Raw genomic sequence first — 22,199 nt, forward strand, 5'->3', positions numbered from 1 at the left:
CCGCTGCGGCGGACCTCGACCCGAGCGCCCTGCGGCAGGTCGGCGGCGCGGCGGCCGTCGCACCACAGCACCCCCGCGGTGGTCTCCCCCACGACCTCGATCGCCAGGGTCGAGGCGGGTGAGACGACGAGCGGGCGGGCGAAGAGGGCGTGGGCGCTGATCGGCACGAGCAGCAGTGCCTCCACCTCGGGCCACACGATGGGGCCCCCGGCGCTGAAGTTGTAGGCGGTCGAGCCGGTCGGGGTCGCACAGACCACGCCGTCGCACCCCCACCGGGAGACCGGTCGGTCGTCGATCTCCACGACCAGCTCGAGCATGCGCTCCCGGGAGGCCTTCTCGACGGTGGCCTCGTTGAGGGCCCAGTTCGTGGCGACGACCTCGCCCCCGACCGTGACCTCGACCTCCACCGTCAGCCGTTCCTCGACCCGGTAGGACCGCTCGACGACGCCTTGGACCACGGCCTGGAGGTCCTCGACGTCGGCCTCGGCCAGGAAGCCCACGTGGCCCAGGTTCACGCCCAGGACGGGCGTGAGGGTGCCACGGCAGATCTCGGTGGCGCGCAGGATGGTGCCGTCACCGCCCAGGACGATCGCGAGCTCGCACCCGGCCGCCGCGCCCTCGGTGGCCGCGATCACCCCGACCTCCCCGATCCCGGCGGCCTGCAGCTCGTCGAGGTCGGAGTCCAGCACGCAGACGGCGAGCCCAGCCCCTCGCAGGTCGGTCGCCAACCGGGCCGCGAGCGAGGTGGCCTCTGCGCGGGCGGTGTGCACGATGAGCAGGATGCGGCGCTCGCTCATGCGTCGACCTCGTCGCCGGGACGGGAGCCGAGCGGCCCGGCGGCGATCACGTCCATCACGTCGGAGCGTGCGGGCTCAGAGGCATCGGGGTCGTGCCGCAGCCAGCAGAAGTACTCGACGTTGCCGGCCGGACCGGGCAGCGGGCTCGCGGCGAGCCCTTGGGTGCCCCACCCCTGCTCGCGTGCCGAGGCGCTCACGCGCAGCACCGCGTCGGCGTGCAGGTCCGGGTCGCGGACGACGCCGTTCTTGCCCAGGTTCCCGCGTCCGACCTCGAACTGCGGCTTGATCATCAGCACGATGTCACCCTTCTCGTCGCACACGGCGGTCAGCGCGGGCATGACCACGGTAAGGGAGATGAACGACAGGTCCGACACGACCACGTCGACGGGGCCGTCGATGTCGTCGCGGGTCAGGGCGCGCACGTTGGTGCGGTCGTGCACCTGGACCCGTGAGTCGTCCCGCAGCCTCCAGATCAGCTGGCCGTAGCCGACGTCGACCGCCACGACCTCCCGGACGCCACGTCGCAGGAGGACGTCGGTGAAGCCGCCGGTGGAGGCACCAGCGTCCAGGCACCGGCGACCTTCGAGCCGCAGCCCCTGAGGCTCGAAGACCGCGAGCGCGCCCAGGAGCTTGTGGGCTCCGCGGGAGGCCCAGCCGGCGTCGTCGCCGTCCTTCACCACGACAGGCTGGTCCGTGCCCACCTGCGTGGCCGGCTTCGTGGCACGCTGACCAGCGACGCGCACGCGGCCGTCCTCGATCAGCTGCGCCGCGTGGTCCCGGGAGCGGGCCAGGCCGCGTCGCACGAGCTCGGAGTCGAGCCGGACGCGGCGGGTCACGATCGCGGGTCCGGCCGTCCCGCACCGGCGAGCACCTCGCGCAGCGTGCGGTGCGCGGCGTCGAGCACCTCGGGCCGGCGTGGCAGCTCGACCTCGTCGAGCCGGTCGAGGTGGTCCAGCTGCTCGAGGAGCTCGGGGTGGCCGGAGCACGCCTCGCGGGCCCGCGCGACGAAGTCCGCCACCGGATCGCCGGCGGGATCGACGTCGGGTGCCTGGTCGGCCTCGGACGCGACGGTCGGCCGGTCGCTGTGCTCGCTCACCTCGTCATCCTCCCAGACCGTCGGCGAGTCGGAGGTCGGCGTCGCTCCCTCGGGTGTCGCGCGTCGCCCAGGCGAGCCCGAGGAGCGCGCGGACCGACGCGGTCTCGTCGGGGTCGCCGTCGGTCAGCCGGATCACGTCGCCCTCGAGTCGGGCCACGGCTCCACCGCACCGCGCCACGTCGCCGTCGACGGCCACGTGCTCGTGGGTCTCCACGAGACCCCGCAGGTCGGTCGCCACGTAGGCGGGACGACGCCGCGGGGCGAGGTCGGCGATCTCCTGGAGGTCGCTGACCCCCGTGAGCACGGCGAGGGAAGGGATGTCGAGCGCCGTGGCGCCGTCGATGTCGGTGTCGATCCGGTCGCCGACCATGAGCGGTCGACGTGCCCCCGTCCGCCGGACCGTCTCGTCGAACAGGGGCCGCTCGGGCTTGCCGGCGACGACCGGTTCGAGGCCGGTCGCGTTGGCGACCGCCTGCACGAGCGAGCCGTTGCCCGGCGCGGTGCCACGCGGCGTGGGGATGCTGAGGTCACGGTTGCTCGCGTACCACGGCAGGCCGCGGCCCACCGCGTAGGCGACCTCCGCGAGGTCCGACCAGCCGATGTCGGGGTGGAACCCCTGGACGACGGCGACCGGCTCGCCGTCGGGACCGTCGACCGGCACCAGACCCTCGGCCTCCAGCGACTCCCTCAGCCCGGGGCCACCGACCACGTGGACCCGTGCTCCTGGCGCGAGGTCGGCGGCCATGAGCCGGGCCACCGCCTGTGCGGACGTGACCACGTCGGCGTCGTCCGGGACTGGCATGCCGATCCGTCGCAGGTGGTCGGCCACCACCGTGGCCGGCCGGGACGCGTTGTTCGTCAGGTAGGCCGGGCGGAGGCCACGCTCGACGGCCGACTGCAGGGCCGAGGCAGCACCGTCGACCGCGTCGGGACCCACGTAGACCACCCCGTCGAGGTCGAGCATCACGACGTCGTGCAGGTCGCAGAGCGGGACGTCGGTGCTCTGGAGCGGCATGGGACGAGCCTACTGAGCCGTCGGCGACCGGGAGCACGTGGTCAGCTCGACGGCGTACCAGCTCTGGGCGCTGCCGGACGCGCGCTGGAACCGGCGACGCAGCTCGCCCGTGACCGAGACGATCGCGCCGTCCGGCAGCCGCGCGCAGGTCCGACGCAGGCGCGACGTCCAGGCCACGCACTCGATGGTGTCGACGGTCTGCGCCGACCGGGCCGTGCCGCGCCGCGGCCTCGTACGACGGACGACGAGACGGAAGGTGACGATCTCGTCGCCACTCGGCAGCGTGCGTGCCTCCGGGGTCCCCGACACCCGGCCGGTCAGGGCCACCTGGTTGTGGTGCTGTGGTTCAGTCATCCTCCCAGCGTGGCCGTGTCGACGTCGCGAGCCCAGCCACGCGGCGTGCCCTGTGGACGACGAAGGGCCGGGCGCATCGTCCCTGTGGACGACGGCCCGGCCCTGCAGTGCGCTCGCGCGCGGTGGTCACGACAGCGCGGAGAGGCGCTCCTCGGCATCGGTGATCTTGTTGCCGTCGACCGCCACCACCCGGTGGAACCACTCGACGGCCTCCTCCTGACGGCCGGCCGCCAGGAGCGTGTCCGCGTACGCGTAGCGCAGGCGAGCGACCCACTCGGAGCGGTTCTTGCTGTTCAGCGACTCGGTCTCGAGCAGACGGATCGCAGCGTCGACCTGACCCAGGTCGCGTCGGGCGCCCGCGACCACGATCGTCAGCTCCACCCCGCCGGCGTCGTCCAGCGCGGCCCGGATGTCCGGGGTGTCGTAGGCCAGAGCCTTCTCCGGTCGTCCCAGGGCACGCTCGCAGTCGGCCATCATGGGCGCGTAGAGCAGCTGTCCGTTCATGCGCCGAGCAGCGCGCAGCTCCGACAGCGCCTCGGCGAACTTGCCGGCCGCGTACGCCGTCTCGCCGCACGCCTCGCGGACGAGGCCGTTGCGCTGCGCTCGGGCCCGCGCCGCGAGGGCGTGCTTGTAGGCCGTCTCCGGATCGGTGCTGACGAGCAGACCCGCCATCACGAGGTGACGCGCGACCCGGTCGGCGAGCTTCGCTGGCAGGTTCTGCAGCTGGTCGCGGGCGTACCGGTCCAGGTCCTTCGCCGACACGTCGTCCGGGATCGGCGGACCGTCGTAGACGACCTGGTCGACCGTGCGCTCCTCGCGCTCGGGACGACGGCCGGTGCCGCCCGTCCCGGGTCGACCCCGGGTGTCACGACGCTCCGGGCGCCCTCCACCGTCGCCTCGCCGCCCTCCGTCCGAACGCCCCTGTCCGGGACGCCCACCACGGGGGCTCTCGTCACGACCACGGCCGCCCGAGCCCGACCGACCGCTCGATCCGCCTCGACCACCGGTCGATCCACGTCGGCCGTCTCCACGACCTGCGCCCCCACCACGGGGGCCCTTCTGCTCACTCATTCCGACTCCTGCTGAAATGCAGCGAGGGGGGGGGGGGCGGGGCGGGGGGCGGCCTCGCGCTAATGATTGTCCGGCGGCGTCCTACTCTCCCACGCAGTCTCCCACGCAGTACCATCGGCGCTGAAGGGCTTGACTTCCGGGTTCGGAATGTCACCGGGTATTTCCCCTTCGCCATGGCCGCCGAAACTCTATGGAGATATCAATCAAACCTGTCATCACCCCGGCGGGGGCAGTGACTGGTTCCCGACTCATATCTCGGGAACCTCACAGTGGACGCGCAAATCTTGTAAGAAACAAGCCCTCGGCCTATTAGTACCGGTCAGCTCCATGCATTGCTGCACTTCTACTTCCGGCCTATCAACCCAGTGGTCTGCTGGGGGCCTTACCTGGATAAACCAGTGGGAAACCTCATCTTGAAACGTGCTTCCCGCTTAGATGCTTTCAGCGGTTATCACTTCCGAACGTAGCCAACCAGCCGTGCTCTTGGCAGAACAACTGGCACACCAGAGGTTCGTCCATCCCGGTCCTCTCGTACTAGGGACAGCCTTTCTCAAGTTTCCTACGCGCGCGGCGGATAGGGACCGAACTGTCTCACGACGTTCTAAACCCAGCTCGCGTGCCGCTTTAATGGGCGAACAGCCCAACCCTTGGGACCTGCTACGGCCCCAGGATGCGACGAGCCGACATCGAGGTGCCAAACCATCCCGTCGATATGGACTCTTGGGGAAGATCAGCCTGTTATCCCCGGGGTACCTTTTATCCGTTGAGCGACGCCGCTTCCACATGCCAGCGCCGGATCACTAGTCCCGACTTTCGTCCCTGCTCGACTTGTCAGTCTCACAGTCAAGCTCCCTTGTGCACTTACACTCGAAACCTGATTGCCAACCAGGCTGAGGGAACCTTTGGGCGCCTCCGTTACATTTTAGGAGGCAACCGCCCCAGTTAAACTACCCATCAGGCACTGTCCCTGATCCAGATAATGGACCTAGGTTAGATATCTAGTTCAATCAGAGTGGTATTTCAACGATGACTCCACCCGAACTGGCGTCCGGGCTTCACAGTCTCCCACCTATCCTACACAAATTGAACCAAACACCAATACCAAACTATAGTAAAGGTCCCGGGGTCTTTCCGTCCTGCCGCGCGTAACGAGCATCTTTACTCGTAGTGCAATTTCGCCGAGTTCATGGTTGAGACAGCGCCCAAGTCGTTACTCCATTCGTGCAGGTCGGAACTTACCCGACAAGGAATTTCGCTACCTTAGGATGGTTATAGTTACCACCGCCGTTTACTGGGGCTTAAGTTCTGTGCTTCGCTTGCGCTAACACGTCCCCTTAACCTTCCAGCACCGGGCAGGAGTCAGTCCGTATACGGCGTCTTTCGACTTAGCACGGACCTGTGTTTTTAGTAAACAGTCGCTTGGGCCTGGTCTCTGCGGCCTTCAACGCTTCGTGGAGCAAGTCCACTCACGAATCCGGCCCCCCTTCTCCCGAAGTTACGGGGGCATTTTGCCGAGTTCCTTAACCATGATTCACTCGATCACCTTAGTATTCTCTACCTGACCACCTGAGTCGGTTTGGGGTACGGGCGGCTCTGAAACATCGCTAGATGCTTTTCTCGGCAGCATAGGATCACTCACTTCGACTAAATCGTCTCCCCATCAGCTCTCAGGCACATGAACGGCGGATTTGCCTACCGTTCGCCCTACGACCTTGGCCGCGGTCTACCATCGCCGCGGTTGAGCTACCTTCCTGCGTCACACCATTGCTTGCCTAGTACCAGTTCGGGTCATGCGCTCTGCCAATCAATGCTCCCGAAGGAGCTGGAGACTGGTTTCGGGCACTTAGCATCACTGGATTCAGCAGGGTCGCTTCAGTGCCGGTACGGGAATATCAGCCCGTTGTCCATCGACTACGCCTGTCGGCCTCGCCTTAGGTCCCGACTTACCCAGGGAAGATTAGCTTGACCCTGGAACCCTTGGTCATTCGGTGGAGGAGTTTCTCACTCCTCATTCGCTACTCATGCCTGCATTCTCACTCGTGTGGCGTCCACGGCTGGGTCACCCCGCCGCTTCGCTCGCCACACGACGCTCCCCTACCCATCCGCACACCTGGACCCCAAAGGGCCGGGTACATGTACGAATGCCATAGCTTCGGTGGATTGCTTGAGCCCCGCTAAATTGTCGGCGCGAAATCACTTGACCAGTGAGCTATTACGCACTCTTTCAAGGGTGGCTGCTTCTAAGCCAACCTCCTGGTTGTCTCTGCGACTTCACATCCTTTTCCACTTAGCAATCTCTTTGGGACCTTAGCTGATGGTCTGGGCTGTTTCCCTCTCGACTACGGAGCTTATCCCCCGCAGTCTCACTGCTGCGCTCTCACTTACCGGCATTCGGAGTTTGGCTGAGTTCAGTAAGCTTGTAGGCCCCCTAGCCCATCCAGTGCTCTACCTCCGGCAAGAAACACGCAACGCTGCACCTAAATGCATTTCGGGGAGAACCAGCTATCACGGAGTTTGATTGGCCTTTCACCCCTATCCACAGGTCATCCCCCCAGTTTTTAACCTAGGTGGGTTCGGTCCTCCACGCGGTCTTACCCGCGCTTCAACCTGCCCATGGATAGATCACTCCGCTTCGGGTCTAGATGGTGCAACTCAAACGCCCTATTCGGACTCGCTTTCGCTACGGCTACGGCCCTCGCCTTAACCTCGCTACACCACGCTAACTCGCAGGCTCATTCTTCAAAAGGCACGCTGTCACCCTTCACAAGGAAGAGCTCCAACGGATTGTATGCACATGGTTTCAGGTACTCTTTCACTCCCCTCCCGGGGTACTTTTCACCTTTCCCTCACGGTACTAGTCCGCTATCGGTCATCGAGGAGTATTTAGGCTTAACGGGTGGTCCCGCTAGATTCACACCGAATTTCAGGGGTTCGGTGTTACTCGGGGTAACGCAAAAGAGCCATGAGCTTACGACTACGGGGGTCTCACCCTCTACGCCACGACTTTCCAGTCGGCTTCGTCTTCACTCATGGTTTATGACTCTTCGCTGATTCGGCAGAACCAGCATTGCGGCCCCACGACCCCCCAGTGACAACGCCTGCCGGCTATCACATCACTGAGGTTTAGCCTCATCCGGTTTCGCTCGCCACTACTTCCGGAATCACGGTTGTTTTCTCTTCCTGCGGGTACTGAGATGTTTCACTTCCCCGCGTTCCCTCCAGCTGCCCTATGTGTTCAGGCAGAGGTACCTGGACTTTCCTCCAGGTGGGTTTCCCCATTCGGACATCCCCGGATCACAGGTCGGTTGTCACCTTCCCGGGGCTTTTCGCAGACTCCAACGTCCTTCATCGGCTCTCGATGCCAAGGCATCCACCATGTGCACTTAGTAGCTTGTTGTTGCTACAAGATGCTCGCGTCCACTGTGAAGTTCTCAAGATACGTTCGGTCCCACACGAGATCCGACGCCTACCCGCTCTACGCGGATGGTTCATCGGGATGTGCGGTCCAAGAGGTCAAGCCGAAGCCTGATCCCTCAGGACCCAACAGTGCGCCAAGCCAAGCTGCGTCCTCACGTCGAGGTTCCGTTCTCCCGAAAGAGATGTACTGACGACGATCGATCCACAACCGGCCAAATAGTCGACGTCCACTAGTGAGCTGCACTGCGCAGAACATTCGCCTGCGAACAGTGCAATGGACCCACCGGCAAAACCGGCAAGCCAAATGCTCCTTAGAAAGGAGGTGATCCAGCCGCACCTTCCGGTACGGCTACCTTGTTACGACTTCGTCCCAATCGCCAGCCCCACCTTCGACGGCTCCCTCCACAAGGGTTGGGCCACCGGCTTCGGGTGTTGCCGACTTTCATGACGTGACGGGCGGTGTGTACAAGGCCCGGGAACGTATTCACCGCAGCGTTGCTGATCTGCGATTACTAGCGACTCCGACTTCATGGGGTCGAGTTGCAGACCCCAATCCGAACTGAGACCGGCTTTTTGGGATTCGCTCCACCTTACGGCTTCGCAGCCCTTTGTACCGGCCATTGTAGCATGCTTGAAGCCCTGGACATAAGGGGCATGAAGACTTGACGTCATCCCCACCTTCCTCCGAGTTGACCCCGGCAGTCTCCTATGAGTCCCCACCATAACGTGCTGGCAACATAGGACGAGGGTTGCGCTCGTTGCGGGACTTAACCCAACATCTCACGACACGAGCTGACGACAGCCATGCACCACCTGTATACCGACCACAAGGGGGGCTACATCTCTGCAGCTTTCCGGTATATGTCAAACCCAGGTAAGGTTCTTCGCGTTGCATCGAATTAATCAGCATGCTCCGCCGCTTGTGCGGGCCCCCGTCAATTCCTTTGAGTTTTAGCCTTGCGGCCGTACTCCCCAGGCGGGGCGCTTAATGCGTTAGCTGCGGCACGGAGACCGTGGAAGGTCCCCACACCTAGCGCCCAACGTTTACGGCATGGACTACCAGGGTATCTAATCCTGTTCGCTCCCCATGCTTTCGCTCCTCAGCGTCAGGTAATGCCCAGAGAACCGCCTTCGCCACCGGTGTTCCTCCTGATATCTGCGCATTCCACCGCTACACCAGGAATTCCGTTCTCCCCTGCATACCTCTAGTCTGCCCGTATCGGAAGCACGCTCAGGGTTGAGCCCTGAGTTTTCACTCCCGACGCGACAGACCGCCTACGAGCCCTTTACGCCCAATAATTCCGGACAACGCTCGGACCCTACGTATTACCGCGGCTGCTGGCACGTAGTTGGCCGGTCCTTCTTCTGCGGGTACCGTCACTTTCGCTTCGTCCCCGCTGAAAGAGGTTTACAACCCGAAGGCCGTCATCCCTCACGCGGCGTTGCTGGATCAGGCTTTCGCCCATTGTCCAATATTCCCCACTGCTGCCTCCCGTAGGAGTCTGGGCCGTGTCTCAGTCCCAGTGTGGCCGGTCACCCTCTCAGGCCGGCTACCCGTCGTCGCCTTGGTGGGCCATTACCCACACCAACTAGCTGATAGGCCGCGAGCCCATCCCTCTCCGCCGGAGCTTTCCACCTCAAATCATGCGAAAAGAGGTCATATTCGGCATTAGACGTCGTTTCCAACGCTTATTCCAAAGAGAAGGGCAGGTTGCTCACGTGTTACTCACCCGTTCGCCGCTCGTGTACCACCGAAGTGGCCTTACCGCTCGACTTGCATGTGTTAAGCACGCCGCCAGCGTTCGTCCTGAGCCAGGATCAAACTCTCCGTTGAAAATGCACCCGAAAAACGGGCTACATCACTACTCGGTTTGATTCCTGAGAACTGACTGCTGACAGTCAATTGTCGGAATTTCAAAACTCGCCACAGCATCAAGACCACTTGGGCCCCGACACCACAGACGAGGGTTACTACTGATTATCTCGTCGACTTTTGGCACACTGTTGAGTTCTCAAGGATCAGACGCACACCGATGGTTCGGCCCGTGCGGGCCTGCCCCACCGGGGCAACTCGTCTAACTTACATGGCCCCGAACCGCGGGTCAAACCCGGGACGTGCCACTCGCTCTCCGTTGTCGGCGGCCAGTTTCCGGGCGGTGATGCCCTGGCGTTGACCGTTTCGGTTCGAGCGGCTGCTTCGCCCCGGGCGCCCGGCCTGTCGGCCTTGCTCCCCGTCGTGCGGTGCAACATGAGAACCGTACAAAGACGCGTCTCGACGGGTCAAATCGGCGCCGTGTGACGAGGGCCACGTCGCTCATCCGCGCAGCTTCACGCCTGCAATCTGGCGCTTTCCGCGTCGCAGGACGAGCCACGAGCCGTGCACGGTGGACAGCTCGCCGAGGGCCTGCTCGGGGTCGGTGACGCGCTCGTTGTTGACGTAGGCACCGCCGTCGGCGACGGCGCGGCGAGCGGCCGAGCGCGACTCGACCAGTCCCGCGGCCAGGAGCGCGTCCGTCACCGTGTCCGACGGGTCGTGCTCCACGACGCCCGCTTCCCCCAGGGCCGCGGCCAGGGTGTGCTCGGGCAGGTCGGCGAGCTCGCCCCGGCCGAACAGGGCCGTCGAGGCCAGCTCGGCGGCCGCCACCTCGTCAGGGCCGTGAACCAGCGCGGTCACCTCGGCCGCGAGTCGACGCTGCGCCAGCCGCAGCCCCGGTCGCTCGGCGTGCTCGGCCTCGAGCGACGCGATCTCCTCGAGGTCCAGGAACGTGAACTGCCGCAGGTACTCCCCCACCTTGGCGTCCTCGGCCTGGATCCAGGACTGGTAGAAGGCGTAGGGGCTCATGAGCTCGCGGTCCAACCAGACCGTGCCGCTCTCGGTCTTGCCGAACTTGGTTCCATCGGCCTTCGTGATGAGCGGCGTCGCCACGGCATGCACGCGTCGACCCTCGGACCGCCGCACCAGCTCCACCCCGGCCGTGATGTTGCCCCACTGGTCGCTGCCTCCGGTCTGGAGCACGCAACCGTGCCGGCGGAACAGCTCGAGGTAGTCCAGCGACTGCAGGAGGACGTAGCTGAACTCGGTGTAGCTGATGCCGCTCTCGAGCCGGCTGCTCACGACGTCGCGCGCGAGCATCCGGTTGACCGGGAAGTGCTTGCCGACGTCGCGCAGGAAGTCGATCGTCCCGAGGGACTCGGTCCAGTCGAGGTTGTTGACGAGGATCGCTCCGCGCTCACCGTCGAGGTCGACGAAGCGGCTCACCTGCTCGCGGATGCGCTCGACCCACCCGGCCACCGTCTCGCGGGGGTTCATGACCCGCTCCCCCGCCTCCTTGGGATCTCCGATGAGACCGGTCGAGCCGCCGACGAGCAGGATCGGCCGGTGGCCGGCTCGCTGGAGTCGCCGAGCGGTGAGGACCTGCAGGAGGTTGCCCACGTGCAGGCTCGGCGCCGTGGGGTCGAACCCGACGTAGTAGACGATCGGACCGGCGTCCATCTCGGCTCGCAGCGCCTCGAGGTCGGTCGAGTGCGCCACGAGGCCGCGGGCGATCAGGTCGTCGAGGACGGATCCTCCGGCAGTGGTCACGGAACAGCTCCTGGGAGGTCGAACGAATGGGTCCGCGCCCATTGTCCCCGGGTCGTCGTCGTCGCCCACACCCGCGTCCGCCCCGGGCCGCCCGTGGGACACCCGCCGCCATGGCTCAGGAACGCGTCCACTCCTTCGACCGCCTGCGGGTCCTCGCCACCATCGGCGTCGTCGTGCTCCACGGTGGAGCAGGCGTCATCGGCCCTCGAGCGGGCGAGCAGACCGCGTTCTTCTCCGACGTCGACGCGGCGAACGTCTACGACTCGGTCGGACGTCTCGCCGTGAGCTGCTTCTTCATGATCTCCGCGCCGCTGCTCCTGGCGCCGGAGCGCTCCTTCGTCCTGCTGAATCTCGCCGATCGGGCGCTGTTCGGCCTCGGCCTCCTGCTCCGTCACCACGCGCCCCGTGTCCCCGCCGTCGTGCCTGCCGGTGTGGCGCTCGTGGGCTTCGTCTGGGTGGTGCTGGCCGTGTGGCGCCAGCATGCCGTGCGAGCCGTGGGCTACGACGACCCGAACCTGCTCGTCCTCGTCCTGAACGTGGTGCGCACCGAGGGACCGACGGGCCGTCTGTACCAGGACCCGCCCGTGATCGGCATCCCGGTGGCCGTCGTCGTGACCCTCGTGGTGTCGTTCGCGATCGCCTGGCTGATGGACCGGGTCGAGCCACTGCGATCGATCTGGTGACGGAACACCTGGCGCGCCCACGACGTTGACGCGTCCATGACCGTGGACGTGCAGATCTGGTCCGACGTGGCGTGCCCCTGGTGCTACGTCGGGAAGCGCCGATTCGAGCAGGCCGTCGAGCGCTTCCGCGCCGAGGGCGGCGACGTGTCGGTGACCTACCGCAGCTTCGAGCTCTCCCCCGAGACCCCCGTGGACTTCGAGGGCGACGAGGTCGACTTCCTCGCGCGGCACAAGGGGATGCCACGCGACCAGGTCGTGACCATGCTCGACCAGATGACGGTCGTGGCCGCCGACGAGGGTCTCGCCTACGACTTCGCCGCCCTGCAGCACACGAACACGGTCCTGGCGCACCAGCTCCTGCACCTCGCCCGGTCCCACGGCCAGCAGGCCGCCATGAAGGAGCGGCTGCTCGCCGCCTACTTCGTCGAGGGCCGCCACGTGGGTCGGGTCGGCGACCTGGCCGACCTGGCGGCGGAGGTCGGGCTGGACCGCGACGAGGTCGTGACGGCCCTGGAGAGCGGCGCCCACCTCGACGACGTCCGCGCGGACCAGCAGCGTGCCCTCGAGCTCGGCATCCGGGGCGTCCCCTTCTTCGTGCTCGACGACCGGCTCGGCGTCTCCGGCGCCCAGGACCCCGAGGTCCTCCTCGGCGCCCTGCGCCAGGCGGCGGAGGGCTCGGCGTGAGCGGGCCGCTGGAGATGGTGGGTGCCGACGACGCGGCGACCTGCGAGGACGGCGTGTGCGCCCTGCCGGACGCCCCCGTGGCCGACCCGCCGCACGAGTGACTCCAGGGCGCCGCGTGCGCACGCCGAGCCGTCCGGGCCGCGACCAGGACCGTCTCCAGCCAGGTGAGCACGAGGGCGCCGGACCTCCGGCGCCCCCGACCGCACACTCGGACCGACGGCTCAGTCGCGCGGCTTGACCGCCAGCACCGGGCACCGCGCGTCGAGCAGGATCCGCTGCGACACGCTGCCCATCAGGGCCTTGCCCACCGGGGAGCGGTGCCGGATCCCGACCACCACGAGCTCCGCGTCGCGCTCGTCGGCGACCCGGACCACTTCGCCTCCGACGTCGGACACGACCTCCTGGAGTACCTCCACCCGGCCCACCCGTTCACGTAGGCGGGCGACGGTGTCGGCGTCGGCGAAGTGCGGGTCGACGTAGGCGTCGCCCCGCGTCGCGTTCACGACGACCAGCGCGACCTCGCGCCGGCGCGCCTCCTCGACGCCGGCCTCGAGAGCCGCCTCGCCGTACTGGTCCGGGCTGTAGGCCACCACCACTGCACTCATGCCGACACCTCCTGCTTCTCCTCGTTGGACCGCGACCGCCCGCGGACGGCCGAGGCCGCCAGCGCCACCAGCGCGAGCGCCAGCACCCCGTAGACGACCTTCGCGACGGGCTCGCTCCACAGCGTCGACACCTCGCCGCCGGAGAGGGCCAGGGCCTGCGTGAGCTGGTTCTCCAGCGACGGACCGAGGATCACCCCGACGATGAGCGGCAGCACGGGCAGCCCGAACCGGCGCATCGCCACGCCCAGGAAGCCCAGGAGCAGCAGCAGGCCGAGGTCGAACGGCTGGAAGCTGACGCTGTAGGCGCCGAGGGACGCGAAGAACAGGATCCCGGCGTACAGGTAGGGCCGCGGGACGCGCAGCAGTCTCGCCCACACCGGGGCGAGCGGCAGGTTCAGCACGAGCAGCAGCGTGTTGGCGACGAAGAGGCTGGCCAGCAGCGTCCAGACCAGACCTGGCTCGTTGTCGAACAGCTGCGGTCCGGGCTGGATGCCGTAGGACTGGATGGCGTTCAGCATGATCGCGGCCGTCGCCGTGGTGGGCAGGCCGATCGCGAGCAGCGGGACCATGGTGCCGGCCGCCGAGGCGTTGTTCGCGGCCTCCGGGCCGGCCACGCCCTCGATGGCGCCCTTGCCGAACTCCTCCGGGTGCTTCGAGAGCTTGCGCTCGGTGATGTAGGACAGGAAGGTCGGCACCTCGGCGCCACCGGCGGGCAGGGCGCCGAACGGGAAGCCGAACGCCGTGCCGCGCAGCCAGGGCTTCCAGGAGCGGCCCCAGTCCTTGCGGTCCATCCAGGGGCGCCCGACAGGGATCACCTGGAGCGGGCGACGACGCAGGTGCGCCGCGACCCACAGGGCCTCGCCGATGGCGAAGATGGCGACGGCCACCACCACGACGTCGATGCCGTCGGCGAGCAGGGGGCTGCCGAACGTGAGTCGTGCCTGCCCGGTCGAGCTGCCGATGAGCGCGATCGCGAGTCCCAGGAACAGGGCGATGAAGCCGCGCATCTTGGAGGATCCGAGCACCGCCGAGACGGCGAGAAGGGCGAGCAGCAGGATCGCGAAGTAGGAGGGGGCCCCCAGGTCGACGACCAGGGAGGACACCTTCGGAGCGAACAGCACGAGCAGTGCCGTGGCGATCGTGCCTGCGACGAACGACCCGATCGCGGCGGTCGCGAGCGCCTGGGCGGCCCGTCCCCGCTTCGCCATCTGGTTGCCCTCGATCGCCGTGACCACCGAGGAGGACTCCCCCGGCGTGTTGAGCAGGATCGACGTCGTGGAGCCGCCGTACATGCCGCCGTAGTAGATGCCGGCGAACATGATGAGCGCACTGTCGACCGGCACGGTGTACGTGATCGGGAAGAGCAGGGCCAAGGTCATCGCCGGACCGATGCCCGGCAGCACGCCGACCATCGTGCCGAGCAGCACGCCGATGACGGCGTAGAGCAGGTTCTCGGGCGTCAGGGCGTTCGCGAGCCCGTCCATGAAGAGCTCCATCAGAGCACCCCGTCCAGGATGCCGGCCGGGATCGGCAGGCCGAGGCCCACGTAGAACCCGTACCAGGTGAGGAGCGACAGGGCGGCGCCGATCGCGACGTCCTTCAGGACCGTACGGCTGCCCAGCGCCCAGGCGCAGCCGGCGAACAGCATCGCGCCGGTGATCGCCCAGCCGAGCACGTCGACCAGCAGGACGTTGGCCACGAAGACCCCGGCCAGCTTCGCCACGGTCGCCCAGTCGCTCGGCTCGGTCAGGTCGATGTCCTCGCCACCCTCGGGCTCGGCGACCGAGCCGCGGCTCGTCGCCACGGCGAGGGCGACGGCGAGCACGACGAGCGCGGTGCCCACGACGTAGGGCAGGAAGGACGGTTGGACGGGCTGGTCGGCGAACCCGGGCCGCAGCCCGGTGGCGTCGACGACGATCACGACGCCGACGACGGCCAGGAAGGCCGCCAGCCCGTACTGGGCACGATCGACGACGCGCGGGCCCTCGGGGACCGCGGTCGTCTCGTGAGTGGTGGTCATGACAGCCCCAGCTCCTTCAGCGTCGACTCGACGCGCTCGTCCTGCTCCTTCAGGAAGGTCTCGAACTCCTTGCCTGTGGCGAAGGCGTCGATCCATCCGTTGCGCTTCAGCGCCTCACGCCACTCGGGCGTGTCGTGCATCTCCGTGAGGAGGTCGGTCAGGTACGCCCGGGTCTCGTCGTCGATGCCGGGCGGGGCGAGGACGCCGCGCCAGTTCGTGAAGACGAAGTCGATGCCGGCCTCCGTGAGGGTCGGGGCGTCCACGCCCGCGAGTCGCTGCTCACCGGAGACGGCGAGCACCCGCAGCGACCCGTCGTCGATCTGGCCCTGGAACTCGCCGAGGCCGGACGTGCCGACCTGGATCTTCTCGCCCAGCAGCGCCGTCGTGAGCGGACCGCCGCCGTCGTAGGAGATGTAGTTGACGTCGGTCGGGTCGATCCCGACGGTCTGCGCGAGCTGCATCGGGAACAGGTGGTCGGGGCCGCCGGGCGACGAGCCGCCACCGATGGTGACCGAGCGCGGGTCGGCCTTCCAGGCCTCGACGAAGTCGTCGACCGTCTCGAAGGGCGAGTCGGCGGGGACCAGCAGGCCCTCCTGCTCCTCGACGACCTTGGCGATCGGCGTGGCGTCGGACACCCGTGCCGCCGACTCGTTCGTGTACGTGGCGCCGACGACGCCCAGGCCCATGAGCATCACGAGGTCCTCGGCGCCGCGCTCGTTGAGCAGCCGCTGCATGGCGACCGTCCCGCCGGCGCCGATGACGTTGGTGATCTCGAAGCGACCGGTGAGGTCCTCCTGCTCCATCACCTGCGTCGCGGCACGGCCGGTGAGGTCGTAGCCACCACCGGGGCTGTTCGGGATCATCATGCGCAGGCGACGGTTGTCGGGGTCGTCGCCGCCGCGGGTCACGCCGCAGGCACCGAGCGTCGCGGCGAGCGCGAGGACGAGCGCCACGACGGTCGCCGTGCGGGTCGTGCGGGAGCGACGTGCGGGTCGTCGCTGACCTGTGTCGGCCATCACACCTCCTGGTGGGTCGCCCCGAGCATGGCCGCTGACGTGGCCTGCGTCACGATTGGGTGCGCAAAGGAGGTTGTGTTCGTTGTGGTCGCCGCGACCGGGTCGACGTACGTTGGCCGGTCAGTTCCTCGTCCTCCAGCTCGCCGTCGTCGCGCTCGTGCTGGTGATCGTCGGCGTGCTCTCCTTCCAGCAGGCCACCCGGTCCTTCGAGGACGACCGCGGGGCGCGGCTGCGGTCCGCGGCGGAGTACCTCGCCAACGTGGCAGTCGTGCGCGACCGGATCGGGTCGACCGACGCCGCGCGTGAGCTCGCCCCGGCCGTCGACCGGGCGGTCTCGCTCTCCGGTGCCGACGTGGCCTCCGTGGTCGACGCACGGGGAGACGTGGTGGCCTCCACCCGTCCGGCGCTCGTCGGGACGGCCGCCGAGCTGGGCGACAGCCGGGTGCTGGAGGGGCGCGGCTGGACCGGCGCGGTGACGACCGGTAGCGCCCGCGTGCTCACCGGGCACGCACCCGTCCTCGACGACCGGGGCACGTTCGCCGGAGCCGTGCTGGTCGAGCAGACGTACCCCTCCTCCTGGCAACGGGCCAGCAACGCGGCACCGGACCTCGCGCTGTTCCTCGGCGTGGGCGCCGGCCTCGGCATCCTGGGGTCCTGGGCCGTCTCCCGCATCGTCCGTCGTCGCACGCGCGGACTCGGGACCCGCGACTTCGCGCGGCTCGCCGACCACCGCCAGGCCCTGCTGCACAGCATCCGCGAGGGTGTCCTCGGTCTCGACCCGGCCGGCAGGGTGACCATGGTCAACGACGCGGCTCTGGAGCTGCTCGGGCTGCACGACGCCTCCCTCGGTCGCTCGGTGGGCGACCTCGGGCTCGAGCCGCACCTCGCACAGCTGCTCGTCGATCCCGCCGACGCCAGCGACCTCGTGGTGGTCACCGGCCAGCGCGTCCTGGTGCTGAACCGACGTCGCGCGGCGACCCGTGACGAGGGGGTCGGCAGCGTCGTGACGATGCGCGACCGCACCGAGCTCGTGGCGGTGCAGCAGCAGCTGGGCTCCAACCTGTCGATCACGGACGCACTGCGTGCCCAGACGCACGAGTTCGCGAACCAGCTCCACACGATCTCCGGACTCCTAGAGCTGGACGAGCCGGACGAGGCGCGGGCGCTGGTGACCCGCATCGTCGGCGTCCGCGCCGACCGCGAGAGCGACGTCGCCGACCACGTCGAGGACCCGGCGACGGCCGCGCTGCTGATCGCCAAGAGCAGCCAGGCCGACGAGGCGGGCGTGCTGCTCGAGATCGCGCCGGACTGCGAGGTCCCGCCGCTGCCACCCGACCTCTCGGCCGACACGACGACGATCCTGGGCAACCTGGTCGACAACGCCATCGACGCCTGTCGGGGCCGGACCCACGCCCGTGTCCGGCTCGACGCGCGCGCGGACGACACCGCGCTCGTGATCGAGGTCGAGGACTCCGGCGACGGGGTCCCCCGCGACCTGCGCGAGACCGTGTTCGTCCGAGGGTTCTCGACGAAGCCGGAGGTCCTCGGCGGTCGCGGGATCGGCCTCGCGCTGGTGCGGCTGCTGTGCGAGCGACGGGGCGGGTCCGTGACGATCGACGAGACGCGGCCTAGCCTGTTCCGCGTGGTGCTGCCCTGGGAGTCCTCGTGACGTCGGTCCTCGTCGTCGACGACGACTTCATGGTGGCCCGCCTGCACGCCCGGTTCGTGGAGCTGACGGACGGATTCGAGGTGGTGGGCGTCGCCGCCAACGGCCAGGAGGCGTTGCGGCTCGCCGCGGACCTGGACCCCGACCTGGTGCTGCTCGACGTCCACCTCCCCGACCTGGGCGGACTCGAGGTGCTGGCGCGGCTGCGCGAGGACGGCAGTCGCGCCGGGGTCGTCATGGTGACCGCCGAGCGGGACGCCGACACGGTGCGAGCCGCGCTCGCCGGTGGTGCCATGCAGTACGTGGTCAAGCCGTTCGAGCAGCAGGACCTCGTGGAGCGCCTGCACCGTGTGCGCGGCGCCCTGCGCGCTCTCGGCGACGGGGAGACCGACCAGGAGGCGATCGATCGGGCCTTCGGCGCGGCGCGCGCCTCCTCGGGTGCGGCCCCGCTGCCCAAGGGCCTGAGCCGCGAGACGGCCCGACTCGTGGAGGGACTGCTCGACGGGAGCGACGACCTGTCCGCGACCGACGCGGCCGAGCGGCTGGGGCTCGCCCGCGTCACCGCCCGTCGCTACCTCGAGCACTTCGTCGGCACGGGCCAGGCGCAGGTGAGGTTGCGCTACGGCGGTGCCGGTCGGCCGGAGCGCCGCTACCGGCGGGCCTGACGTCTGGTCGAGCGGTCGTGCGTGGGACCTTCGGCCCGGACCAATCGGGCCCTTATCCTTCCGGATGCCGGGGACCTGTGGCAGGCTTCACCACATGCAGCCCGTCGCCACGCTCCCCCGGACGCAGGTCGTCGCGCGTCCGCACGCCGGCTGGTCCGTCGTCAGCGCGATCTTCGTCGGGGCCTTCGTCGCCCTCGACCGGCTGCTCGAGCGCCTCGATCACTGACGAGAGCCAGGCCCGGCGGCGTCGACTCCGGTCACGGACGTGGGGCGCGCGGGGAACGTCGATACGCGGAGACCGTCGGATCCCCCGCGATCCAGAACCGCCACGGCACGTCGGCCGCCTTCGCCACGCCCACCCGTGGCCCCCGCGCCACGTCGAGCTCGGCGCCGCGCTCCGGCCCCAGGTGCACGCCCGCGGTCGGGTCGAGCAGGTCGCTGCCCAGGTCCGCGGCGCTGATGCCCAGGGCCCGGGCCAGGTTCCCCGGTCCGCGGGCGAGCAGCTGATCGGCCACCTCGCCCCGCCGCCGTCTCGCCACGTCCGCGCCGTGGACGACCTCGCCGGCCCGCACCAGCACCGCGGCGGCCTGCTCCGTCGGACCGGTCACGACGTTCGCGCACCAGTGGATCCCGTAGGAGCGGTAGACGTAGAGCCGCCAAGGCGGGCCGTACATGATCTCCGAACGCTCCGTCCGGGTGTAGGCGTGCGACGCGGGGTCCAGCACGCCCCCGTAGGCCTCGACCTCGGTGATGCGCACCGTCACGTCGTGCCCGTGGAGCTCGCGTCCCAGCAGGCCCACGGCCCGTGCGGCGACGTCGTCCGTGCCGCTCACGGCAGGTCCGGGAGGTCGGTGCCTCTCACCCAGGCGTCGAACAGGTCGGTGCGAGGCGAGCCGGTGACGTCGGTGACGACCTGCTCGAGATCGGCCGTGGTGGCGTTGGAGTACCGGAACCGGTCCGTCCAGGTGCGCAGGACGTCGAAGAACGCGTCGTCGCCGACCGTTCTGCGCAGGGCGTGCAGGGCGAGTGCGCCGCGCTTGTAGACCCGGTCGTCGAACATGAGGTCCGGCCCCGGGTCGGCGAGCAGGAGGTCCTGGTCCTTCACGGCGAGCTTCGCGTGGTGGTGCGCGGCCTGCTCGTCGGCGCTCTCGCGCCCGGACTCCTCCGACCACAGCCACTCGGCGTAGCAGGCGAAGCCCTCGTGCAGCCAGATGTCGTTCCAGTGGCCGAGGGTGACGCTGTTGCCGAACCACTGGTGGGCCAGCTCGTGCGCGATGAGCCGTTGGGCGTCCCAGCCGTCGTGCAGCAGGTTCGGCCCGAAGATCGAGAGCCCCTGCGCCTCGAGCGGGATCTCGAGGTCGTCGGGCGTCACCACCGCGAGGTAGCGGCCGAAGGGGTACGGCCCGAAGACCTCGTGGAAGTAGGCCACCATCGAGGGCTGGTCGGCGAGCGCTGCCACGGCCTGCTCGCGGCGGTCGGGCGGGACGACGATGCCCACGGGCACCGGCGACGTGGCTTGGTCGACCTGGACGAAGTCGCCCACGTGCACGGTGGCGAGGTAGGTGGCCATGGGCTCGGGCTGGTCGAAGACCTGGATCGTTCGACCGGCGGTGCGGCGGGTCTCGCCCGGCAGGCCGTTGGCGACGACGCTGAAGGCCTGCGGCACCGAGAGCTCCATCCGGAACGGCGCCTTGACCGACGGCAGGTCGTTGCACGGGAACCACGAGGGCGCGCCGTGCGGCTGCGACGCCACGATCGAGCCCTCCTCCAGCTCCTCCCAGCCGGCGTCGCCGTCGAGGCCGCGCATGGGGTGCGGCCGGCCGCCGTAGGCGACGAGCACCTCGGCCTCCTCGCCCGCGGCCAGCTCGCGGCCGACCTCGACGGACACCCAGGCCCGGTGCTGCCGGTGCTTGGCGCGGGCGCCGTCGACCAGCACCTTCTGCACGCGCAGGTCGTTGAGGTCGAGACGCAGCCGCCGCAGCGGCTCCACGGCCCGGACCTGGAGGACGGCGGTGCCGGTGAGGCGGTTGGACTCGGGCACGTAGTCGACCACGAGGTCGTAGTGCGTGACCGTGTACGTCGGGTCGCCGTGGTGCGGGACGTAGCGCTCGTCGACGGATGCGTCGCCGGAGCCGCGCTTCACGCGGGTGCCGTCGCGTCGGTCCAGGGCCCGATCGGGTTGCCGACCCAGCTGGTCCCGGCCGGGACGTGCTCACCGCGCATCACCAGCGATCCCGGCCCGACGCGGGCGTGGCGCCCGATCCGCGCCGCCGGAAGCACCACGCCGTGGGGGCCGAGCGTGGCCCCTGCGTCCAGCCGCACCTCGTCCATGCTGAGTATCCGATCATGGAAGAGGTGGGTCTGCACCACGCACCCCCGGTTGACCGTCGCACCGTCGCCGACCGTCACCAGGTCGGGCTCGGGCCACCAGTACGTCTCGCACCAGACACCTCGGCCGACCCGCGCGCCGAGGCTCCGCAGCCACCACGGCAGCACCGCCGTCCCGAGTGCCCACCGGCAGAACCACGGCGCGGCGACGACCTCCACGAACGTGTCGGCCAGCTCGTTGCGCCACACGAACCCGCTCCAGAGCGGGTGCTCGGTGGCCCGGACGCGGCCCACCAGGATCCACTTGGCCGCCGTCGCCACGGCAGCCGCGACGAGGCCCACGACCAGCAGCACCGGACCGGCCACCAGCGCGGCCGTCCACCAGCCCGCGGTGTCGGCCACGAGCAGGAGGGCAGCGGCGGCAAAGAGGCCGAGAGCGGCCGACGCCACGACGGCCAGCACGCGGCAGAGCTCGAGGGCGCCCCGCGCGACGCGCAGACGTCGGCCCGGTTCGTAGGTGCGGCCCTCGTCGACGTCGCCGACGACCCGCCGCAGCTTCGTGGGCGGGCTCCCGAGCCAGGAGGACCCCTTCTTCGCCTTCGTGCGTCGCGGTGCCGCCGACAGCACCGCCACGAGACCGCGGGCGGGGACCTTCCGGCCGGGCGCGGCCATGCCGGAGTTGCCGACGAACGCACGCCGGCCGACCTTGACCTGCTCGACGCGCAGCCAGCCGCCTCCCAGCTCGTACATGCCGAGCATCGTGTCGTCGGCGAGGAAGGCACCGTCACCGACCGACGTGAGCGTCGGCAGCAGGAGGACCGTCGAGGCCTCGACGTCGCGACCGACGTCGGCGCCGAGCGCTCGCAGCCACGCCGGGGTCAGGCTGCTCGAGTACAGCGGGAACAGCCACTCGCGGGCACTGTCCAGCACACGCAGCACCGTCCAGGCGCTCCACGCGGCTCGGCCGTGGATCGGGTGCACCCCCGCGACGACCCCGCGCGAGGCCAGCCTGACGACGGCCCACACGAGTCCGGCCAGCACCGGGAGGGACAGCACCGCCACGAGCGGGAGCAGCAGGGCGAGCTGCGTGAGCGCCGCACCCAGGCCGTCCGGCCGGCCGGCGACCGTCCAGGCCGCACCCACGACGGCGACGGCGGTGAGCCCGACCGCGACCACCGGCACGGCCGACAAGGCCGCGC

General features: G+C 68.7%; 19 protein-coding genes and 3 rRNA genes. 5 read left to right on the forward strand and 17 right to left on the reverse strand.

The features are described from left to right. From NUV38_RS16010 to tyrS, 10 genes are all read right to left on the reverse strand, one after another. Window positions 1–797 (reverse strand): NAD kinase (locus NUV38_RS16010; protein WP_257730072.1); only part of this gene is annotated, 797 nt, incomplete at its 3' end. Then, complete coding sequence (locus tag NUV38_RS16015) at window positions 794–1,633, reverse strand: TlyA family RNA methyltransferase (RefSeq protein WP_257730073.1); 840 nt, start codon at window positions 1,631–1,633, stop codon at window positions 794–796. The genes NUV38_RS16010 and NUV38_RS16015, both read right to left, overlap by 4 nt. After that, window positions 1,630–1,893: a hypothetical protein gene (locus NUV38_RS16020; protein WP_257730074.1), complete on the reverse strand. Its 264-nt coding sequence runs from the start codon at window positions 1,891–1,893 to the stop codon at window positions 1,630–1,632. The genes NUV38_RS16015 and NUV38_RS16020 overlap by 4 nt, the downstream gene beginning before the upstream one ends. 4 nt (window positions 1,894–1,897) lie before the next feature. Further along, complete coding sequence (locus NUV38_RS16025) at window positions 1,898–2,908, reverse strand: HAD-IIA family hydrolase (protein ID WP_257730075.1); 1,011 nt, start codon at window positions 2,906–2,908, stop codon at window positions 1,898–1,900. Between the two features lie 9 nt (window positions 2,909–2,917). Then, window positions 2,918–3,262, reverse strand: a complete 345-nt coding sequence (locus NUV38_RS16030) for a single-stranded DNA-binding protein (RefSeq protein ID WP_257730076.1) — start codon at window positions 3,260–3,262, stop codon at window positions 2,918–2,920. Window positions 3,263–3,388: 126 nt separating this feature from the next. Continuing rightward, window positions 3,389–4,024 carry a tetratricopeptide repeat protein gene (locus NUV38_RS16035; protein ID WP_257730077.1) on the reverse strand — a complete coding sequence of 212 codons (636 nt, stop codon included), beginning with the start codon at window positions 4,022–4,024 and terminating at the stop codon, window positions 3,389–3,391. A 377-nt stretch (window positions 4,025–4,401) separates the two neighbouring features. Next, window positions 4,402–4,518 (reverse strand): 5S ribosomal RNA (gene rrf / locus NUV38_RS16040). 104 nt (window positions 4,519–4,622) lie between these two features. Continuing rightward, a 23S ribosomal RNA gene (locus tag NUV38_RS16045) occupies window positions 4,623–7,730 on the reverse strand. 335 nt (window positions 7,731–8,065) lie between these two features. After that, window positions 8,066–9,584: ribosomal RNA gene (locus NUV38_RS16050) — 16S ribosomal RNA — on the reverse strand. Together the 16S, 23S and 5S rRNA genes form the textbook arrangement of a ribosomal RNA operon. 480 nt (window positions 9,585–10,064) lie before the next feature. Continuing rightward, entirely contained in the window at window positions 10,065–11,375 is a 1,311-nt protein-coding gene (gene tyrS / locus NUV38_RS16055) for a tyrosine--tRNA ligase (protein ID WP_374627487.1), read from the reverse strand. 68 nt (window positions 11,376–11,443) lie between these two features. Here tyrS and NUV38_RS16060 point away from each other — a divergent pair, with 68 nt between their 5' ends. Together NUV38_RS16060 and NUV38_RS16065 are read left to right on the forward strand one after the other, a co-directional pair. After that, window positions 11,444–12,016 carry a hypothetical protein gene (locus NUV38_RS16060; protein ID WP_257730079.1) on the forward strand — a complete coding sequence of 191 codons (573 nt, stop codon included), beginning with the start codon at window positions 11,444–11,446 and terminating at the stop codon, window positions 12,014–12,016. Window positions 12,017–12,052: 36 nt separating this feature from the next. Further along, complete coding sequence (locus NUV38_RS16065) at window positions 12,053–12,700, forward strand: DsbA family protein (protein WP_257730080.1); 648 nt, start codon at window positions 12,053–12,055, stop codon at window positions 12,698–12,700. 221 nt (window positions 12,701–12,921) lie between these two features. On the opposite strand, the gene NUV38_RS16070 is transcribed toward NUV38_RS16065, so the two are convergent. Genes NUV38_RS16070 through NUV38_RS16085 form a run of 4 tightly spaced genes read right to left on the reverse strand, consistent with a single transcriptional unit; the run spans window position 12,922 to window position 16,341 of the window. Further along, on the reverse strand, window positions 12,922–13,305 hold the full coding sequence (locus NUV38_RS16070; protein WP_257730081.1) for a universal stress protein: 384 nt from the start codon (window positions 13,303–13,305) through the stop codon (window positions 12,922–12,924). Continuing rightward, entirely contained in the window at window positions 13,302–14,801 is a 1,500-nt protein-coding gene (locus NUV38_RS16075) for a tripartite tricarboxylate transporter permease (RefSeq protein ID WP_257730082.1), read from the reverse strand. The genes NUV38_RS16070 and NUV38_RS16075 overlap by 4 nt, the downstream gene beginning before the upstream one ends. After that, entirely contained in the window at window positions 14,801–15,325 is a 525-nt protein-coding gene (locus tag NUV38_RS16080) for a tripartite tricarboxylate transporter TctB family protein (RefSeq protein WP_257730083.1), read from the reverse strand. The genes NUV38_RS16075 and NUV38_RS16080 overlap by 1 nt, the downstream gene beginning before the upstream one ends. Then, window positions 15,322–16,341, reverse strand: coding sequence for a tripartite tricarboxylate transporter substrate binding protein (locus NUV38_RS16085; protein ID WP_257730084.1), 1,020 nt, complete (start codon window positions 16,339–16,341; stop codon window positions 15,322–15,324). The genes NUV38_RS16080 and NUV38_RS16085 overlap by 4 nt, the downstream gene beginning before the upstream one ends. A 112-nt stretch (window positions 16,342–16,453) precedes the next feature. Between NUV38_RS16085 and NUV38_RS16090 the strand changes: the two genes are divergently transcribed. From NUV38_RS16090 to NUV38_RS16100, 3 genes are all read left to right on the forward strand, one after another. Further along, the gene (locus tag NUV38_RS16090; RefSeq protein WP_257730085.1) at window positions 16,454–18,010 is read left to right on the forward strand and encodes an ATP-binding protein; all 1,557 of its coding nucleotides are present in this window, start codon (window positions 16,454–16,456) and stop codon (window positions 18,008–18,010) included. Beyond that, window positions 18,007–18,672 carry a response regulator gene (locus NUV38_RS16095; protein WP_257730086.1) on the forward strand — a complete coding sequence of 222 codons (666 nt, stop codon included), beginning with the start codon at window positions 18,007–18,009 and terminating at the stop codon, window positions 18,670–18,672. The genes NUV38_RS16090 and NUV38_RS16095 overlap by 4 nt, the downstream gene beginning before the upstream one ends. Before the next feature lie 94 nt (window positions 18,673–18,766). Continuing rightward, entirely contained in the window at window positions 18,767–18,898 is a 132-nt protein-coding gene (locus NUV38_RS16100) for a hypothetical protein (protein WP_257730087.1), read from the forward strand. A gap of 31 nt (window positions 18,899–18,929) precedes the next feature. On the opposite strand, the gene NUV38_RS16105 is transcribed toward NUV38_RS16100, so the two are convergent. The 3 genes from NUV38_RS16105 to NUV38_RS16115 form a co-directional block, all read right to left on the reverse strand. Then, window positions 18,930–19,505: a DNA-3-methyladenine glycosylase gene (locus NUV38_RS16105; RefSeq protein WP_257730088.1), complete on the reverse strand. Its 576-nt coding sequence runs from the start codon at window positions 19,503–19,505 to the stop codon at window positions 18,930–18,932. Next, window positions 19,502–20,815, reverse strand: a complete 1,314-nt coding sequence (locus tag NUV38_RS16110) for a M1 family metallopeptidase (RefSeq protein WP_257730089.1) — start codon at window positions 20,813–20,815, stop codon at window positions 19,502–19,504. The genes NUV38_RS16105 and NUV38_RS16110 overlap by 4 nt, the downstream gene beginning before the upstream one ends. Further along, the coding region (locus tag NUV38_RS16115) for a Pls/PosA family non-ribosomal peptide synthetase (protein ID WP_374627496.1) at window positions 20,812–22,199 on the reverse strand (1,388 nt) is incomplete at its 5' end. The genes NUV38_RS16110 and NUV38_RS16115, both read right to left, overlap by 4 nt.

It is taken from the genome of Aeromicrobium sp. 50.2.37 (genome assembly GCF_024655735.1).
In the GTDB taxonomy this organism is placed as follows: domain Bacteria; phylum Actinomycetota; class Actinomycetes; order Propionibacteriales; family Nocardioidaceae; genus Aeromicrobium.

Excerpts from the sequence above, each read along its gene's own strand:
- NUV38_RS16075 (WP_257730082.1), bottom strand. The coding sequence starts at position 14,801 with ATGGAGCTCTTCATGGACGGGCTCGCGAACGCCCTGACGCCCGAGAAC.
- NUV38_RS16060 (WP_257730079.1), top strand. The coding sequence starts at position 11,444 with ATGGCTCAGGAACGCGTCCACTCCTTCGACCGCCTGCGGGTCCTCGCC.
- NUV38_RS16030 (WP_257730076.1), bottom strand. The coding sequence starts at position 3,262 with ATGACTGAACCACAGCACCACAACCAGGTGGCCCTGACCGGCCGGGTG.
- NUV38_RS16085 (WP_257730084.1), bottom strand. The coding sequence starts at position 16,341 with ATGGCCGACACAGGTCAGCGACGACCCGCACGTCGCTCCCGCACGACC.
- NUV38_RS16070 (WP_257730081.1), bottom strand. The coding sequence starts at position 13,305 with ATGAGTGCAGTGGTGGTGGCCTACAGCCCGGACCAGTACGGCGAGGCG.
- NUV38_RS16080 (WP_257730083.1), bottom strand. The coding sequence starts at position 15,325 with ATGACCACCACTCACGAGACGACCGCGGTCCCCGAGGGCCCGCGCGTC.
- tyrS (WP_374627487.1), bottom strand. The coding sequence starts at position 11,375 with ATGGGCGCGGACCCATTCGTTCGACCTCCCAGGAGCTGTTCCGTGACC.
- NUV38_RS16100 (WP_257730087.1), top strand. The coding sequence starts at position 18,767 with ATGCAGCCCGTCGCCACGCTCCCCCGGACGCAGGTCGTCGCGCGTCCG.
- NUV38_RS16065 (WP_257730080.1), top strand. The coding sequence starts at position 12,053 with ATGACCGTGGACGTGCAGATCTGGTCCGACGTGGCGTGCCCCTGGTGC.
- NUV38_RS16025 (WP_257730075.1), bottom strand. The coding sequence starts at position 2,908 with ATGCCGCTCCAGAGCACCGACGTCCCGCTCTGCGACCTGCACGACGTC.